Annotated in this window: 20 protein-coding genes; 14 read left to right on the top strand and 6 right to left on the bottom strand. The window is 54.6% G+C overall.

Going from position 1 to position 12,919, the window contains the following annotated elements; genetic code table 11:
• Positions 1-62 precede the first annotated feature (62 nt).
• Genes Q1A63_RS12515 through Q1A63_RS12505 form a run of 3 tightly spaced genes read left to right on the top strand, consistent with a single transcriptional unit; the run spans position 63 to position 1,865 of the window.
• A complete protein-coding gene (locus Q1A63_RS12515; protein ID WP_298976121.1) occupies positions 63-656 on the top strand; it encodes a carboxymuconolactone decarboxylase family protein in 594 nt (197 codons plus the stop codon).
• A gap of 47 nt (positions 657-703) precedes the next feature.
• Entirely contained in the window at positions 704-1,207 is a 504-nt protein-coding gene (locus Q1A63_RS12510; RefSeq protein ID WP_299631805.1) for an SRPBCC family protein, read from the top strand.
• 58 nt (positions 1,208-1,265) lie between these two features.
• Positions 1,266-1,865, top strand: coding sequence for a hypothetical protein (locus tag Q1A63_RS12505; protein ID WP_298976117.1), 600 nt, complete (start codon positions 1,266-1,268; stop codon positions 1,863-1,865).
• 569 nt (positions 1,866-2,434) lie between these two features.
• Here the strand turns inward: Q1A63_RS12505 and Q1A63_RS12500 are convergent.
• Positions 2,435-3,160, bottom strand: coding sequence for a hypothetical protein (locus Q1A63_RS12500; RefSeq protein ID WP_298970190.1), 726 nt, complete (start codon positions 3,158-3,160; stop codon positions 2,435-2,437).
• Positions 3,161-3,309: 149 nt separating this feature from the next.
• On the opposite strand from Q1A63_RS12500, the gene Q1A63_RS12495 reads away from it, so the two are divergent.
• Positions 3,310-4,176, top strand: coding sequence for a LysR family transcriptional regulator (locus tag Q1A63_RS12495; RefSeq protein WP_298970192.1), 867 nt, complete (start codon positions 3,310-3,312; stop codon positions 4,174-4,176).
• Between the two features lie 263 nt (positions 4,177-4,439).
• On the opposite strand, the gene Q1A63_RS12490 is transcribed toward Q1A63_RS12495, so the two are convergent.
• Positions 4,440-5,192, bottom strand: a complete 753-nt coding sequence (locus tag Q1A63_RS12490; RefSeq protein ID WP_298970193.1) for a helix-turn-helix domain-containing protein — start codon at positions 5,190-5,192, stop codon at positions 4,440-4,442.
• Between the two features lie 108 nt (positions 5,193-5,300).
• Between Q1A63_RS12490 and Q1A63_RS12485 the strand changes: the two genes are divergently transcribed.
• Positions 5,301-5,753, top strand: coding sequence for a hypothetical protein (locus Q1A63_RS12485; protein WP_298970194.1), 453 nt, complete (start codon positions 5,301-5,303; stop codon positions 5,751-5,753).
• Positions 5,750-6,085, top strand: coding sequence for a hypothetical protein (locus Q1A63_RS12480; RefSeq protein WP_298970196.1), 336 nt, complete (start codon positions 5,750-5,752; stop codon positions 6,083-6,085). The genes Q1A63_RS12485 and Q1A63_RS12480 overlap by 4 nt, the downstream gene beginning before the upstream one ends.
• 81 nt (positions 6,086-6,166) lie before the next feature.
• On the opposite strand, the gene Q1A63_RS12475 is transcribed toward Q1A63_RS12480, so the two are convergent.
• Entirely contained in the window at positions 6,167-6,679 is a 513-nt protein-coding gene (locus Q1A63_RS12475) for a YdeI/OmpD-associated family protein (protein WP_298970198.1), read from the bottom strand.
• A gap of 7 nt (positions 6,680-6,686) precedes the next feature.
• The gene (locus tag Q1A63_RS12470; protein WP_299631800.1) at positions 6,687-7,286 is read right to left on the bottom strand and encodes an SRPBCC family protein; all 600 of its coding nucleotides are present in this window, start codon (positions 7,284-7,286) and stop codon (positions 6,687-6,689) included.
• An 80-nt stretch (positions 7,287-7,366) separates the two neighbouring features.
• Here Q1A63_RS12470 and Q1A63_RS25665 point away from each other — a divergent pair, with 80 nt between their 5' ends.
• The 6 genes from Q1A63_RS25665 to Q1A63_RS12445 all read left to right on the top strand — a co-directional run bounded on the left by Q1A63_RS25665 (position 7,367) and on the right by Q1A63_RS12445 (position 10,523).
• Positions 7,367-7,831 (top strand): MarR family transcriptional regulator, encoded by a 465-nt coding sequence (locus tag Q1A63_RS25665; protein ID WP_366524344.1) that lies wholly within the window; start codon positions 7,367-7,369, stop codon positions 7,829-7,831.
• 337 nt (positions 7,832-8,168) lie between these two features.
• On the top strand, positions 8,169-8,492 hold the full coding sequence (locus tag Q1A63_RS12465; RefSeq protein ID WP_299631798.1) for a metalloregulator ArsR/SmtB family transcription factor: 324 nt from the start codon (positions 8,169-8,171) through the stop codon (positions 8,490-8,492).
• Positions 8,482-8,952 (top strand): SRPBCC domain-containing protein, encoded by a 471-nt coding sequence (locus Q1A63_RS12460; RefSeq protein WP_299631796.1) that lies wholly within the window; start codon positions 8,482-8,484, stop codon positions 8,950-8,952. Before Q1A63_RS12465 ends, Q1A63_RS12460 begins: the two co-directional genes overlap by 11 nt.
• Positions 8,849-9,346 carry a GFA family protein gene (locus tag Q1A63_RS12455; protein ID WP_366524343.1) on the top strand — a complete coding sequence of 166 codons (498 nt, stop codon included), beginning with the start codon at positions 8,849-8,851 and terminating at the stop codon, positions 9,344-9,346. Before Q1A63_RS12460 ends, Q1A63_RS12455 begins: the two co-directional genes overlap by 104 nt.
• Positions 9,318-9,785: a nuclear transport factor 2 family protein gene (locus tag Q1A63_RS12450; RefSeq protein WP_299631792.1), complete on the top strand. Its 468-nt coding sequence runs from the start codon at positions 9,318-9,320 to the stop codon at positions 9,783-9,785. The genes Q1A63_RS12455 and Q1A63_RS12450 overlap by 29 nt, the downstream gene beginning before the upstream one ends.
• Before the next feature lie 99 nt (positions 9,786-9,884).
• Positions 9,885-10,523: a class I SAM-dependent methyltransferase gene (locus Q1A63_RS12445; RefSeq protein WP_298976188.1), complete on the top strand. Its 639-nt coding sequence runs from the start codon at positions 9,885-9,887 to the stop codon at positions 10,521-10,523.
• Positions 10,524-10,625: 102 nt separating this feature from the next.
• On the opposite strand, the gene pth2 is transcribed toward Q1A63_RS12445, so the two are convergent.
• Both pth2 and Q1A63_RS12435 read right to left on the bottom strand, forming a co-directional pair.
• Complete coding sequence (gene pth2, locus Q1A63_RS12440) at positions 10,626-10,964, bottom strand: peptidyl-tRNA hydrolase Pth2 (protein WP_299631790.1); 339 nt, start codon at positions 10,962-10,964, stop codon at positions 10,626-10,628.
• Positions 10,965-11,093: 129 nt separating this feature from the next.
• Positions 11,094-11,489 (bottom strand): CopD family protein, encoded by a 396-nt coding sequence (locus Q1A63_RS12435; RefSeq protein WP_298976185.1) that lies wholly within the window; start codon positions 11,487-11,489, stop codon positions 11,094-11,096.
• A 111-nt stretch (positions 11,490-11,600) separates the two neighbouring features.
• Between Q1A63_RS12435 and Q1A63_RS12430 the strand changes: the two genes are divergently transcribed.
• Positions 11,601-11,837, top strand: a complete 237-nt coding sequence (locus tag Q1A63_RS12430) for a DUF6429 family protein (RefSeq protein WP_299631788.1) — start codon at positions 11,601-11,603, stop codon at positions 11,835-11,837.
• A gap of 412 nt (positions 11,838-12,249) precedes the next feature.
• The gene (locus tag Q1A63_RS12425; RefSeq protein ID WP_299631786.1) at positions 12,250-12,807 is read left to right on the top strand and encodes a thermonuclease family protein; all 558 of its coding nucleotides are present in this window, start codon (positions 12,250-12,252) and stop codon (positions 12,805-12,807) included.
• Positions 12,808-12,919: the final 112 nt, after the last annotated feature.

Here is a 12,919-nt window from a genome sequence, read left to right as displayed (position 1 = left end):
ATAGCGCCAAAGGCCGCGACAGCCCATCTTCAGCGGCATTGATGTCCCAAGGAGCAACGGCAATGCCCAAGCCACCACTCATCTCAGTTGAGCTCAAGACGCCTGATACCGCGGAAGGTGCCGCAGCGGATATCCTCGCTGGCGCGCGGGGCCAGCTTGGCTTTGTTCCAAATATGTACGCGGCCATGGCGAACATGCCGGCTGTTCTGGAGCATTACACCGCGAGTTATGCAGTGTTCCGTGAAGCGGCGGGATTCACGCCCGCCGAGCAGGAGACGGTGTTCCTAACAATCAGCCATGCGAACGGTTGCCATTACTGTATCGCCGCTCATTCCATGCTCGCTGACAAGATGTCTGGCGTTCCGAAGGACGCGCTGGACGCCCTGCGCAAGGGTGGCATGCCTGCTGACGTCCGGCTTGGTGCCTTGTCCGTGTTCACCCGCAAGATGACCCTCTTGCGAGGATCGGTCGACAAAGACGATGTCGACCGCTTCTTGGCTGCCGGTTTCACCAATCAGCACGTTTTCGGGGTAGTCCTCGCCATCGCATGCAAGACCTTCTCCAATTACACCAACCACCTGGTCGGAACCGAGGTCGATACCGCGATGGCGGCCTATGCCCTGTCCGGCAGCGAGCCCGCGGAAAGTACCGCGTAAGCGCCTATCGCGCGCACCTCACCCTCAAACCTAGAAGGAACAGAAATATGCATGCAGAAATGACAAAGCGCGTGAATGCGTCGGCCGAAGACATCTGGGCGGCCTTTAACGACTGGGGCGGCATCTGGCGCTTTCAGCCATGGGTCGTGCGGTCCCCGCTGCTGAGCCAGAACAACGAGGGTGTGGGCGCCAAGCGCCGCTGCGAGTTCGTCGACAAGACGTCCATCGTCGAGACAATCACGAAGATCGAGGAGGGGCGCGCCATTCACATGTCGCTTAGCGAGACCCCCACACCCATGAAGGGCGGCAAGTCCGTCATCCGTCTGAGCCCAAGTGGCAACAGCACCGACGTCATCGTCGAAATGGACATAGAAATCGGTATGGGGCCCCTCGGCGCGATCATGGGAAATCTCATGATGAAGCCCATGATGAAAAAGCGCGTGTCGCTGATGTTGGAGAGCCTTGAGCATCACCTCAAGACCGGCGGAAAGATCGACAGCAAAGGCGTCAAGCACAGCTCCCCGTCTGCTGCTGGTGCGGTGCCCGCTTAAGACATCAAAACGAAACAAGGCGTGGCCGGTCGTCGCCACGCCTACGATGGAGAACGAAATGAAGAAGATACTCAAAATAATTGGCGGCCTCGTCGTGATCGCTATCGTTGGTGGATTTGGGTTTCTCAGTTTCAGCCCCACTCTGAGAAGCGACCCGGGTGTTGGCCTTTCGCCCGAAACTCACGTGTTTGGGGAGTTGGACGTCCGAGACTTCACCGACAAACCGCTGGGCGCTGAGGTCAAGGTGTTCCTGCCGATTACACCGTCCGAAGCCATGGTCATCGTCGCCGCGTTCGAAGACTACTCCGATTGGGTGTCCCCTCCACCGGAGAATGTTGTAATTGACAACTCAGCCAGGGAAGCTGGGGATTTTGGGGTCGGTTCTCTGGTCTCTTACAAGGAAGGCGAAACAGACGAAATCGTTCACCTTGACCCGGCGGCTTCAATGGTCGCGAAACCACTTTGGGCACCTGACGCTTTTGAAGGCCATCGGGGGGTCGTGATCGTGACGCCAGCCGAAGGCGGCTCAATCATGCATATGCGGCGGTATTTTGAGACCACGAGTATGCAGGGCTGGATGATGTCGAAAATGATGCCAATGTTCATGGAAGGAAGCGCTGAGAACCTTGCAGAGATCTATGGCGGTGAAGTTCTTTGAAAGCGATCGCGTGGATGTGCGCGGGATAGTTAACCGTGCCGCGTCAGCCAGGCGCGGCATGGCTTTTGATTGGCGCGGAAACTCCATTCTGCACGAAATGGGGATTGACGATGAGAGTTAGGTATCACGAGCTTGGTTATCGCCCTAAACCAGATGGACAATAGCAGCGCAGGAAAGTGGCGGATAAGCCCGCGGTCTTGCATTTGATCACCTACTAAATCGTGCCGTTGCGGCGAACGACAGGTTTGAAAGGCCGCGCCGCTTCATCAAGGCGCTGAAGCCCGCGGCAGCTTCGAGCAATTCTCACATATGCGAATGTCAGCAAACGCTGCTTCGCAGTTACTCATGCAAGGTGCAGCATTTGGAACTTTGGGGCTCTTCGCGGCCATCGGAGCGACCGCGGCATCCTGTGCCCAAGGTCGGATCGGGTCGATGAGGACGGCCCAAAGGCGACATCGATTGGGTTGCTTAGCGCCGCAGTGCAGCTTCCTGAAAGCAGACATTGATTTCTCACAGATTTAACGAAGAGATCCCCGCGAACGGGGCTCCCTGTGCATTTGTTATTGGCCTCACTTGATTGCGAGGATGTCGTAGTTACGCACGTTGGCGACCACACCGTCATCCCAACCGCCTTTAACCAGGTCAGAAGCTTGCGCATTCAGGAGACCTGCAACCTGCCCGGCGAAGTGGGCTTCGCGCCCTGAGTTGTCAGCGAAGATGTCATAGATTGCGAAGTTGTTTTCATCGATCTGTAAGGCCATCCAAAGTAGGGTTTTCGCTTCTGTTTCGGCGACGATGGGACCGGCTGCGGTCAATAGAGCCGCCAATTCGTCCGCTTTGCCCGGTGCCGCCTCGATGGCGATGTAGGTGGCGGTTGTTGCGGTGTAGCGATCAACCGGAGCCTTTGCTGATAGCACGCTGGAGTTGTTGATGTTGGCGACAACGCCCGCGTCCCAGCCTCCGGCGACAAGAGCATCAGCGTTTTCGTTCAAAGCTCCTGCGACAGCACCCGAGAAGTGTGCGTTGCGTGCCGCTTCGTCGACGAAAACGTCAAAGATGGCCAGTGTGTCGTTGTCTTGTAGTGCGAACCAAAGCTCGGTTCCCGGCTCTGTCTCCTTTACGATGGGTGCAGCACCCGCGAGAAACTCCGCGAAGGCTTCGGTTTGGCCTTCGGCGGCTGGCATAGCGATATAGCTTGCGGTGTAGTTGTCCATAACGTTTTCCTGTGCGTGAGAAGTGGATGCCGTTGCGATCAGTGCGATTGCGCCGAGTGCGTTGAGGATTCGGGTCTTCATTGGTCGTCTCCTGGTTTGAGTTCATCTGGGTTCGTTTCGATGCACTCTTGTCTCACGGCAGATGTCTTCAGCTCCAATTCCGAGATTCTATATTACGATAGGCAATGACTATGGTTTATTCAGGGCATTGAGACGGTAGGCCAACCAACATGGAAATGAATCAAGTTCGATATTTCCTTGCAGTGTGCGAGCACCGCAACTTCACCCACGCCGCGAGCGCGTCCAATGTCTCACAACCCTCGCTCACGACAGCGATCAAGAAGCTGGAGGACGAACTTGGCGGCGCTCTATTTATCCGTGACCGCGCAGGCTGTCGCCTCACACCGTTGGGGCAGCTTGTGAAACCAAGACTTGAAAGGGTTCAAGCAGAGACTCGCGAGGCCAAGGCGGAAGCGGTACGACATACGAGACTGGAACGCGTACCAATAGGTATCGGCATTGGGGATACGGTCGGAAACAACAAAATCGCTGCTGCGGTGGAGAGGTTTAGGGAACGCCTTCCGCAAGCGGAAATCGAACTGATTGTGGGGCGGACTGAGGATCTGCTTACGAAGCTTCGGGACGGGCAATTGGATGTTGTCGTCGCCTCAACAGATGCGAGCCCTGATCTCTATCGAATAGATCATCTCTATGACGAACAGTACCGCGTGGTGGTGAAAAAGGACCACGACCTGGCCAAGCTGGATGCTGTTACTCTCGGTGATCTTGCGAAAACAACGATGCTGGATCGACCAAACTGCGAGATGCGAGACACTTTGCATGCGACCTTTTCTGATCTCGGACATTCCCTATACGCATCTTACCGATCTAACCGCGTAGATTGGCTCATTGATCTGGCTCGCCAGGGTTCCGGTGCTGTTATCCTGCCTGAGACCGCCATCCCAAACGACGTTGCGCTAAAGACAATGCCAATCGAAGACATGCACATTCAACGGGACATCGTAGCGCTCAGATACCGGCACCAATCAGGGCGACCCGAAGCTGATGAACTCGTGAAAGAAATGGCGCGAAGATAACGTCCACGGCCCATTGCTGCCGTTCACCGATCGATCAAGATGCTGCAATCGCAGCCCGCATACCGGTCAATCGCTGCAACAGCAAAACTCTCGACACAAGGAACTCACTATCTGCGAAAAAGTGTGAATTCGCCGCAGCTGCACCAATGTCGGCTCTTAAGTGATTTCCTTCAGCAAACTCACCGAATTGACGATTTGGCAGATGCCTAGACGTAGGTACCTGATACGAAACCTACCTCGGGAGTGCGATTGGAGCTTACTACCTAGTTCGCGGCAAACCGCTCAAATATCTGGGCCGTTGCTTCGTCCATCGGGTAGTAAAGTTCGATCTTCAGATCGTCCAAGAACAAGTCCTGGGGCGTCCCAAACTGTGAGATCGTTGCAAACATCGAAAGCCGCTGATCTCCCATTTTCAGGATCGTCGGCATGACTGGACTGGGGGGTAGTTCATGTGAGGCAGCTGCAACCGTCAAGTATCGGATCGCTTCTTTAAACTCTGGGATGCCGCCGTGCGCTGCGCTTTCGGTTCGCAGACGAAGGGCAGCCTGATGAGCTACCTCAGGCCAATTCTCGACGACTTGTGGCAGTATCTCAGACATCATCAGGTCTAAAAGACTACCACCAACACTAACGCCGAAAGGCGCGAACAGCGCTATTGCTACTGGATTCGCCTGACGGATGGTCCAGAGGCGATCAACAGCCAAACCCGGGTACGGCATGTTTCGCTCCAATTGGCGCGAAACGGCGCGCCGGATCGGTGCCATCGCCTCATCATTCCAGTCCCGCGTGGCGTACCGAATGGCAAAACCGGCATGGGTCAGCATCTGGTTGCGCGCGTCCAGCGGTAGCTCCAGCGCTTCGCCCAATCGCACCACCATTTCGCGGCTCGGTCGCGCGCGCCCGGTTTCCAAGAACGACAAATGCCGAGCGGAAATCTCAGCCTGCATGGCCAGGTCCAGCTGGCTGTATCGCCGCGCCGCACGCCAAGCTTTAAGTGTCGTGGAGAAATCGTTCATGGCTCCTCATACCGCATTCATATCTACTGTGCACTTACCTCCAAGGTAATTGCGGGTATGCCCCTGACTTCGCTACGACGTTGTTGTCTTATTCAGGAGGAGCCTGTCATGGCGTCGCATTCAGAACATAAACGATGGCTCAAGGTATCTGCGTTAGTCATCGGTTTCTTCGGGCCTGCGCTGACCCTCGGAACAATTCCCGCGACCAATGAGCTTGCACGCCTTGGTCTTGATATCCTGACCTGGCCAGTAGATGGATTCCCCTCCTATGCCTCCGAGGAAATTCGGTTCCTCTCGGCCTTGACCGGTGGGTTCCTTGTCGGCTGGGGTGTCACCATCTGGATGCTTTCCTCGTTGGTTTATGACGCGGCGCCTGAAGCGGTGCGAAGATCGGTGCTGTATGGCGCTCTCGCGTGGTTCTTTGTGGACAGCTTCGGCTCGATCACATCCGGACATTGGCCGAACGCGCTTTGGAACGTGCTTGTACTCTTGATGATCGTTGGCCCGATGTGGCGGCCCGCAGAGCCAGTAACCACTAACAGAGAAGGAATAACTTCGTGACCAAATTTCGTCATGCCCTCATTGCTATGACGGTCCTAATCGTCACGTTCACCGTGGCGGCAATTGCCAATGGCGGCATCAACTTAATCACGCCCTTCCTGACGCCGATCCTTTCGCTCAGCTGGCAAGGTCAGTTCAATATCGACTTCGCCTGTTATCTTATTCTGTCAGGTATTTGGATGGCTTGGCGGGGTGGCTTCAGCAGCAGGAGCATCGCGCTTGGGGTCTTTGCACCGCCGCTCGGCATCCTGTTCTTCGCACCCTACCTCATCTATCTGGTGGGCAAGTCAAACGGCGATCCACGGCAGCTTTTATTGGGTGTACACGCTTAGAGGCCCAGACATAGCGTTGCAGCAAAAAGCCTTCATTCGCCGCTGATGTGCCAATCGTCACGCAATTTTGGCGGATTGAAGCTATTGCTTCCGCTTCTGCAAATCGCGCAGTGTTATCCCGTCTTTGATTGCAACCATTGCCTCGTCCACACGCCGCTGTTCGGTAGGTGTAGTCTTTGCAGACATAACGTGATTGGTGAACATGCGCTTCTTTCCGGCTGTGAGCCTAGCCCACTCCGCCAAGGCTAGTTCATCTTCGTTCAATGCGGCCTGTAAAGCAGCAGGCACGTCCACGTAATCCTGATCATCGATCCGGAACCGCATCTCGACCTCATCGCCGACATCAAGACCAGTGTTGGCCTTGATGTCCGGTGAGACAATGAAGTAGCGCCGCCCGTCACCCACTGGCATCCATGCGCCACGCACCGGGACATCGGCAATCTCGCCTTCGACCCGAAGCCGCGGAAATGTCTTGAAGGGAAGTTCGGCTTCAAAACGCGGTGGCATGAACAGTACCTTGTAGGTGATCACCCGCGATTTCCCAACGCCATGCAGGGCAATCTCGCCTACAAAGTCATGGGTGAAGTAACTCATGCCCGGATCACGCCGCCCGTTTGTTGTGCTCGTAAGGGTTATCGCCTTTCGGTGGGCGTCCCACAACATCACCGTTCATATCTCGATGCGGCGGCTCCGAGAAAGCCTTGAGACCAGCGAGGTCTTTCCGGTGCATCTCTCGCGTCCATTTCGTGAGGCCTGCAAATTTCCAGATCGCGTTGAACGGGCGCGGCAGTTCATTGATGAAGTGGGCAAGAACGCGGGTGAGCCCCTCGCCCTCGGGACGAAGTTCGAATGTCAGTTTGGGTTTATGGGGCGGGCCGGGGCCAACAAGCGTAAGAGCAACTTCCTCGTTCTCTTTCAGACTGACAACCTCCTGATGTCCGACACGTTTACCTTTGGTGAAGAACGCGGTTTTTGCTCCCATTTCGCCATCAGCGCCCTCAACTCTGCATGTCGATTTCGTCTCTTTTGGCCAGACCGACCACCGCATCAGATGCTCTTGAAGGCGAATGTCGTCGTAGACATCTGCAACCGGTGCATCGACCGTTATCTCTTCCGTGTATTCCACCCGCGTGGGCGCGAGTGCCGACAAAAAGGCAATAAGAGCAATCAATCCAAGTACGACGTAAAGCGCGATTTCCATTCCAATATCCACTGTTCTTGCGTTCAAGTCTCGCTTGGGCGATGATGTATATCAAGTAACTTGATTGTCAAGCTAAATGGATGACGCCAATGGCAGCGACTAGCGAAACCACGCCTCAAGACCTCGTTGCAGCTTGCCGCAGATTGTACGCGAGCATTGACCGACTGGACACAAAGGCCGCCAGCACTGTGGGGGTAAGCCGGAATGATTTGCGGTGTTTGAACATGCTCGCAGAAGCGCCGATTAAGCCGAGCACAATCGCAGCCGAGTTGGGCTTAACCACCGGGTCCGTTACGACCCTTTTGGACCGATTGGAGAAGGCCAACCTGGCGAAGCGCGAACGTGATCCGGACGACCGGCGAGGGATCATTGTTCATCCAACACCCTTCCTATTTGAGTCCCTAGGGCCGATCTATTCCGGGGTTGCAAAAGAAATTAAGCGGATCGCAGCCGGGTATCTTCCAGAGGAACGAAAAGCCGCAGTGAAGCATCTCAATGACGCGTCTTCTGCATATGAGGTCGTTACATCCACTGGAGGTCAATAGTGGTCATCCGCGCGGAGTGCAGCATTTAGTAGGTCTGGGCCTAAATTCACTATCGGATGCAGCGCAGCATTCACCCAATCGCGGCTGTTGTCGGCGACACCAGCGGCCCAAAGCTGCCGTTGGCCACACCACTGCAATGCTGCGATTGCAGCCCGCTTAGCCGCCATTCGCTGCGATAGCGAATAGTGTGGTGGGTGGAACTCACGCCCTGCGGACCTTGCTGCCGTTGGAAGTGTCGGTCCCAATGTCTGGTTTGAGTTCCTGCTCAGACGCCCTCTTGACTTCTGCTAAAGTTAATTTAGTTTTTACTAAACAGTTTAGGGATAAATAAAACATTGTGAGCACCGATGCGACTTTCTCAGCACTCGCGCACCCTGTCAGGCGTCAGATGCTGGATAGACTTCTGGATGGGCCGGCTACAGTGAGTCAGCTCGGCGCCAATCATGGCATATCGCCAGGGGCGATTTCCCAACACCTCCGGGTGCTTGAGCAGGCAGATATGATCCGCAGGACGTTGAATGGTCGGCAACACCATATCGAACTGGACGAAAGAGGCTTCCAACCGGTTCTAACTTGGGCGGAAAAGTATGGAGCCTTCTGGGGTGCCAATCTGGAGTCGTTGGGTGAGTTCCTAATGCGCGAGAAGTCCGATGAGCACTGACGCTGTATCTGATGTCGACGAGGTCAAAGTATCAGCCTGGTACGCGGTAGGTGTTCGCCAAGCATTCTCTGCTTGGACTGACCCCGGCAAAATAGAGAAATGGTTTGGCCCCAAAGGCTACCGCGCCGAAGTCCTCGAAATGGATTTCAGGATCGGCGGCCGCTGGCGCTTCAAGATGATCTCGCAGTCCGGAGATGTCTCCCATCATCGAGGTCGGTACCTAGCAATCGAAGCCGACAAATTGCTTTCGTTCACTTGGGAAAGCGAAGAAGAGAGTGACCTGACAGGAGGGCGCGAAACGCGCGTAAGAGTCAATTTCTGTGCGGAGGCGGGAGGCTCACGAATGACGTTGGTGCATGAACGACTTCCCACACTCCAGGCAAAGCAAGCTCTCGAATTTGGATGGTCGAGTGGCATGCCGAAACTGGGGCGACTTTTGGAAGGGAAGCGGGATGACTGAGATTATTCATGGGGGCTGTGCCTGTGGCGCCGTGAGGTATGAAGTTCGCGCTGAAATCGAGTTCTCGTTCAATTGTCATTGTCGGAAGTGCCAGAGAGCGACTGGCACTGGTCATTCGTCGGCATTCGCGGTCCCGAAGGCTGAATTCAAATGCTCTGGGACGACTAGGGAATTTGCTTCCCCAAGTGACAACGGTGCAATCACCCACGCAGGTTTCTGTCCAAAATGCGGTTCGCCAATGACCAGCCGCACCGAGAGGTTTCCCGAGCGCATATACATACATGCCGCCACAATGGACGAACCATCCAACTTTACGCCAGCCTTCGTAGTTTTTGGCGATGCGGCGCAACCTTGGGACCTACCAAGTGATCAACTGGCGAATGCCCCGCGGTAACCCGAGCAATTTGAAGCGGAAGAAAGCGGCAATCGAAAGCGACTTAGAAAAACTAGCATTGGAAGCGACAGTGTCCGCCAAATCTTTCGTGAAAGAATACGAACACGCTCTCGGCACTCAGGATTGGAGCTCCGTTGCGCCGCTCATCAGCGACGACGCGATAGTGATCTTTTCGAATGGCTCTTTGCATGCGGGGAAAGAGGCGATCAGGGCGGCATACCAACACAACTTCAATACGATAAAGAGTGAAAAGTACCGGATCGAGAACGTTCACTGGCTGGCGGAGACGGCGGACGCCGCCGCTTACAGTTTCGAGTTTCATTGGATTGGCGAAATTGAAGGACGGGAAGCTTCAGGTTCGGGGCGTGGCACTGCGGTATTGGTTCGCATTGATGACTGTTGGCTGCTGGCTGGAGAGCAGTTGGGGCCAAAGTCGTAGCAGCGGAACGCATTCTTCGGCGTTGCAGCATGCGGTGTTCTAGGCTGACTACGTTGAAAAGAACAAATGCCGGACTTCGCACTTTAGAGAGACCATAAGATGAGCAAGCCTGAAAAGTTCTGGGACCAATCGGCCGATAGCTACGATAAGACTGAAGAGCGATTTGAGTACATCCACAGCCGGAGCCGAGACCTTGCCAAGGAACACCTTAAGGATAGCGATGTCGTTCTAGACTATGGGTGTGGCACCGGCACGACCGCCTGCGAAATTGCAGGTCACGTGAAGGAAATTCAGGGGATTGATATATCCGCGAGAATGATTGAAATCGCAACAGGCAAAGCGGCCAAAGCGAATATCGCAAACGTTGACTTTGCCCAAGGCGACATCTTTGACGATCAGTTCGAGGAGGGATCCTTCGATGTCATTCTGGCCTTCAACATGCTGCACACAGTACCTGATCCGCAGAAGGTCGTTCAAAGAACGCTTGAGCTGCTAAAGCCGGGCGGGACTTTTTTGTCCGCTACGCCGTGCCTGGGAGGCAAGATGGCCTTCTTTGTTAGCCTCCAAATCTTGCTTGTGCGATTGCTGCTAGTGACCGGGGCAATCCCCGTTCCGATCAGGCGACTAAGAACAGCTGATTTGGATAATTTGGTGGCGGTTGAGGGACTACGTACGGTTCGCACCGAAGAGATCTACAGGGGAGCATCTAGCTACTTCGTCGTGGCAAAAAAGGACTGATCATGTCGCTTGCCACGGTTCAGGGCCGTGATGAAAGTAAACTCAAGAGCGGACACATGCAGGTGCCGGACAACCTGTAGTTCTGGCGAAGGCCTTACAGGATCAAAGAAGGGCCATGTCACCAGTTAGTGTGTCAATTTCAGCATCCATCGCCGGGCCAATACCCAAGCAAGTGATTGTTCCTTTTGCAAGAAGCGTCTTACCAGCATCTCGAATGAGGCAGGCAGGCAATGACTTGGTTTGCGCTTCGGAATGCAATTCCTCCAACTCCAGTTCCGAAGCGCATTTAAGCACAACTTTTGGCATTCCGCGTTCAAGCCACTCTTCCCGCATACTTTCTGCTGCTGCAAGAAAAGCCGATACTGAAGCATGGGCAACCTGTGCCGAGAGCTTACCTTTAGGCAATCTCAGCGCGTCGTTCACGACAATAACCTGTTTCATTGAAACACAGTGCCCGCATTCCAGAGGCGCGACAACTCGATTGACCGCTTTGGAGTTGATAGTTCATTATCAGACTTTCAATGACCACTAAGGACTCTCATTCCTGACATTGGCGGTGTGGCGCTTAGACTAGGGCTTTAGCGTCACCAAGAGCACAATGAGCACCAGAAGACCGAGTCCGGCTGGCAAGAACACGCGTCCGCCCGCCACGACCTGATCTGAGCTATCCCAGATGGCTCGGCGCAATTTTCCGACGAGCGCGCCGTGCAGGCCGGAGAGCGCGAGGACCAGCAGGATCTTGATCGCTAACCAAGCGGAGCTAAACCAGCCGCCCTGCACGCCCAGAAGGATGCCGAAGAGAAGGGCCAGGATCATAGCGGGCGTCGTGACTGCGCGGTCATAGGCCTTGAGCGGCTTCATGTGGATGAGCGCGGGGTATCGTAGCGCCAGGGCGACTGCGACCATGCCGCCGATCCAGACAAAGAGCGATATCAGATGGGCTGCTTTGGTAAGGTCATAGAGCATCAGGTGTCCTTGATTTGTCGGCGCAGCCAGCCTAATGCACTCCCTGATCTCTCAGGTCTTGTGCTGCATTGAAACTTGACGAAGCCCAAGTAGTTGCCGTTCCCTATGAATATGGAGATCAATGAGGACAGTGTTGACGACGCGGTTCTGGCGCTGCTCTGGCTAACGCTCCACGACCGGGGACGTGCTTGGAAGGGCCATGACTGGGACGTGCTCGGTCGGCTGCACGAAAAGGGACTCATTCTGGATCCGGTCGGCAAAGGAAAGTCTGTGGTGCTTACAAACGACGGCTTACGTCGGTCAGAAGAAATGTTCAAAACTCTTTTTACCAATGCGCCAAAGCCGTGACTTAAAGAATTGCTGTCCCTGGCAAAGGCGGCCCAAAGCGGACGTTGGCCTAGACATACACTGCTGCATCGCAGCTTCCCATAAGCAGACGTTGAGAATGTGTTAGCTATCCATCTTCGCTGCGGACGATACCCTGCCAAAACCACAAAGGTTTTGCCGGGGGTTTGTGTCTTAGCTAAGCGGTTGATCCTGGGTGGGGCGGGGCATCCAGACAAAAACAACCGTTTTTGACTACCCATCCCTTTGCAAGCTAAGCTCGCCCTATCGTAAAGATACTCCAGGCATCTGTTATTTTGTAATCTGAATCCTAACCTGCGCACCTGCACCCTGCCAAAGTTGTTATTGACATCTGAGATCAGCAACTCGGCGATGTTAACTAAGTTGGCCGCTTGGTCCCGACACGGAGAGAGAAATGACCCAAGCCGAATATTTTTCGTTTCGACGTATTACATCAATGAATGGCATAGTTGTTCATGTGGATGATGGTGATACGGCTGTAGTTGTCGATGAAAATGGAGAACGGCTCGACATCAGATTTTACGGTATCGACACACCAGAGACAAGAAACATCGACCTCGGGTGGGATGCTCAACCCTACAGTAGTGAGGCGAAAGAATTCACCAAGCGTATGATTGAGGATAAAACGGTGTTTGTGCGTCTAAAAGGCGAGCAAACCTATGGCCGGTCTGTCGGAGAGATATTTATTAATGGTCAATCGGTCAGCCGAGAACTGGCGCGCGCAGGTTTAGCATGGTGGAACAAGAAATACCAAGGTGACGATCTCGACATCGCTCAGTTAGTCTCGGATGCTCGTGAAGCCCAAAAGGGGCTTTGGGCAGACAAGAGCCCAATTGCACCTTGGAAGTGGCGTTCAACGAAGGGCGGCACAGTAGAAGCGGACGAAGATAGCAGCACGCTGATTGCAAGGTTGAAGCAACTCTTTAACCGGAGTTTTCAGCCTGATGAATGACCAAGCAGCAGATGTTCGTTTGCTGGGTTTGAACTGCCTTGGGTTTGCCTGAGGCTCCAACTCACGAGTAGGATGGAGAATGAAGATGGCTTCAGATGTGGACAAAGGACCT

The sequence above is a fragment of the uncultured Roseobacter sp. genome (genome assembly GCF_947499265.1).
GTDB lineage: Bacteria > Pseudomonadota > Alphaproteobacteria > Rhodobacterales > Rhodobacteraceae > Roseobacter.
This window is presented reverse-complemented; position numbering and strand designations above follow the sequence as displayed.

Excerpts from the sequence above, each read along its gene's own strand:
- Q1A63_RS12455 (WP_366524343.1), top strand. The coding sequence starts at position 8,849 with ATGAACGACTTCCCACACTCCAGGCAAAGCAAGCTCTCGAATTTGGAT.
- Q1A63_RS12430 (WP_299631788.1), top strand. The coding sequence starts at position 11,601 with ATGGAGATCAATGAGGACAGTGTTGACGACGCGGTTCTGGCGCTGCTC.
- Q1A63_RS12505 (WP_298976117.1), top strand. The coding sequence starts at position 1,266 with ATGAAGAAGATACTCAAAATAATTGGCGGCCTCGTCGTGATCGCTATC.
- pth2 (WP_299631790.1), bottom strand. The coding sequence starts at position 10,964 with ATGAAACAGGTTATTGTCGTGAACGACGCGCTGAGATTGCCTAAAGGT.
- Q1A63_RS12515 (WP_298976121.1), top strand. The coding sequence starts at position 63 with ATGCCCAAGCCACCACTCATCTCAGTTGAGCTCAAGACGCCTGATACC.
- Q1A63_RS12425 (WP_299631786.1), top strand. The coding sequence starts at position 12,250 with ATGACCCAAGCCGAATATTTTTCGTTTCGACGTATTACATCAATGAAT.
- Q1A63_RS12435 (WP_298976185.1), bottom strand. The coding sequence starts at position 11,489 with ATGCTCTATGACCTTACCAAAGCAGCCCATCTGATATCGCTCTTTGTC.
- Q1A63_RS12485 (WP_298970194.1), top strand. The coding sequence starts at position 5,301 with ATGGCGTCGCATTCAGAACATAAACGATGGCTCAAGGTATCTGCGTTA.
- Q1A63_RS12475 (WP_298970198.1), bottom strand. The coding sequence starts at position 6,679 with ATGAGTTACTTCACCCATGACTTTGTAGGCGAGATTGCCCTGCATGGC.
- Q1A63_RS12470 (WP_299631800.1), bottom strand. The coding sequence starts at position 7,286 with ATGGAAATCGCGCTTTACGTCGTACTTGGATTGATTGCTCTTATTGCC.
- Q1A63_RS12490 (WP_298970193.1), bottom strand. The coding sequence starts at position 5,192 with ATGAACGATTTCTCCACGACACTTAAAGCTTGGCGTGCGGCGCGGCGA.
- Q1A63_RS25665 (WP_366524344.1), top strand. The coding sequence starts at position 7,367 with ATGACGCCAATGGCAGCGACTAGCGAAACCACGCCTCAAGACCTCGTT.
- Q1A63_RS12510 (WP_299631805.1), top strand. The coding sequence starts at position 704 with ATGCATGCAGAAATGACAAAGCGCGTGAATGCGTCGGCCGAAGACATC.
- Q1A63_RS12460 (WP_299631796.1), top strand. The coding sequence starts at position 8,482 with ATGAGCACTGACGCTGTATCTGATGTCGACGAGGTCAAAGTATCAGCC.
- Q1A63_RS12445 (WP_298976188.1), top strand. The coding sequence starts at position 9,885 with ATGAGCAAGCCTGAAAAGTTCTGGGACCAATCGGCCGATAGCTACGAT.
- Q1A63_RS12500 (WP_298970190.1), bottom strand. The coding sequence starts at position 3,160 with ATGAAGACCCGAATCCTCAACGCACTCGGCGCAATCGCACTGATCGCA.
- Q1A63_RS12495 (WP_298970192.1), top strand. The coding sequence starts at position 3,310 with ATGGAAATGAATCAAGTTCGATATTTCCTTGCAGTGTGCGAGCACCGC.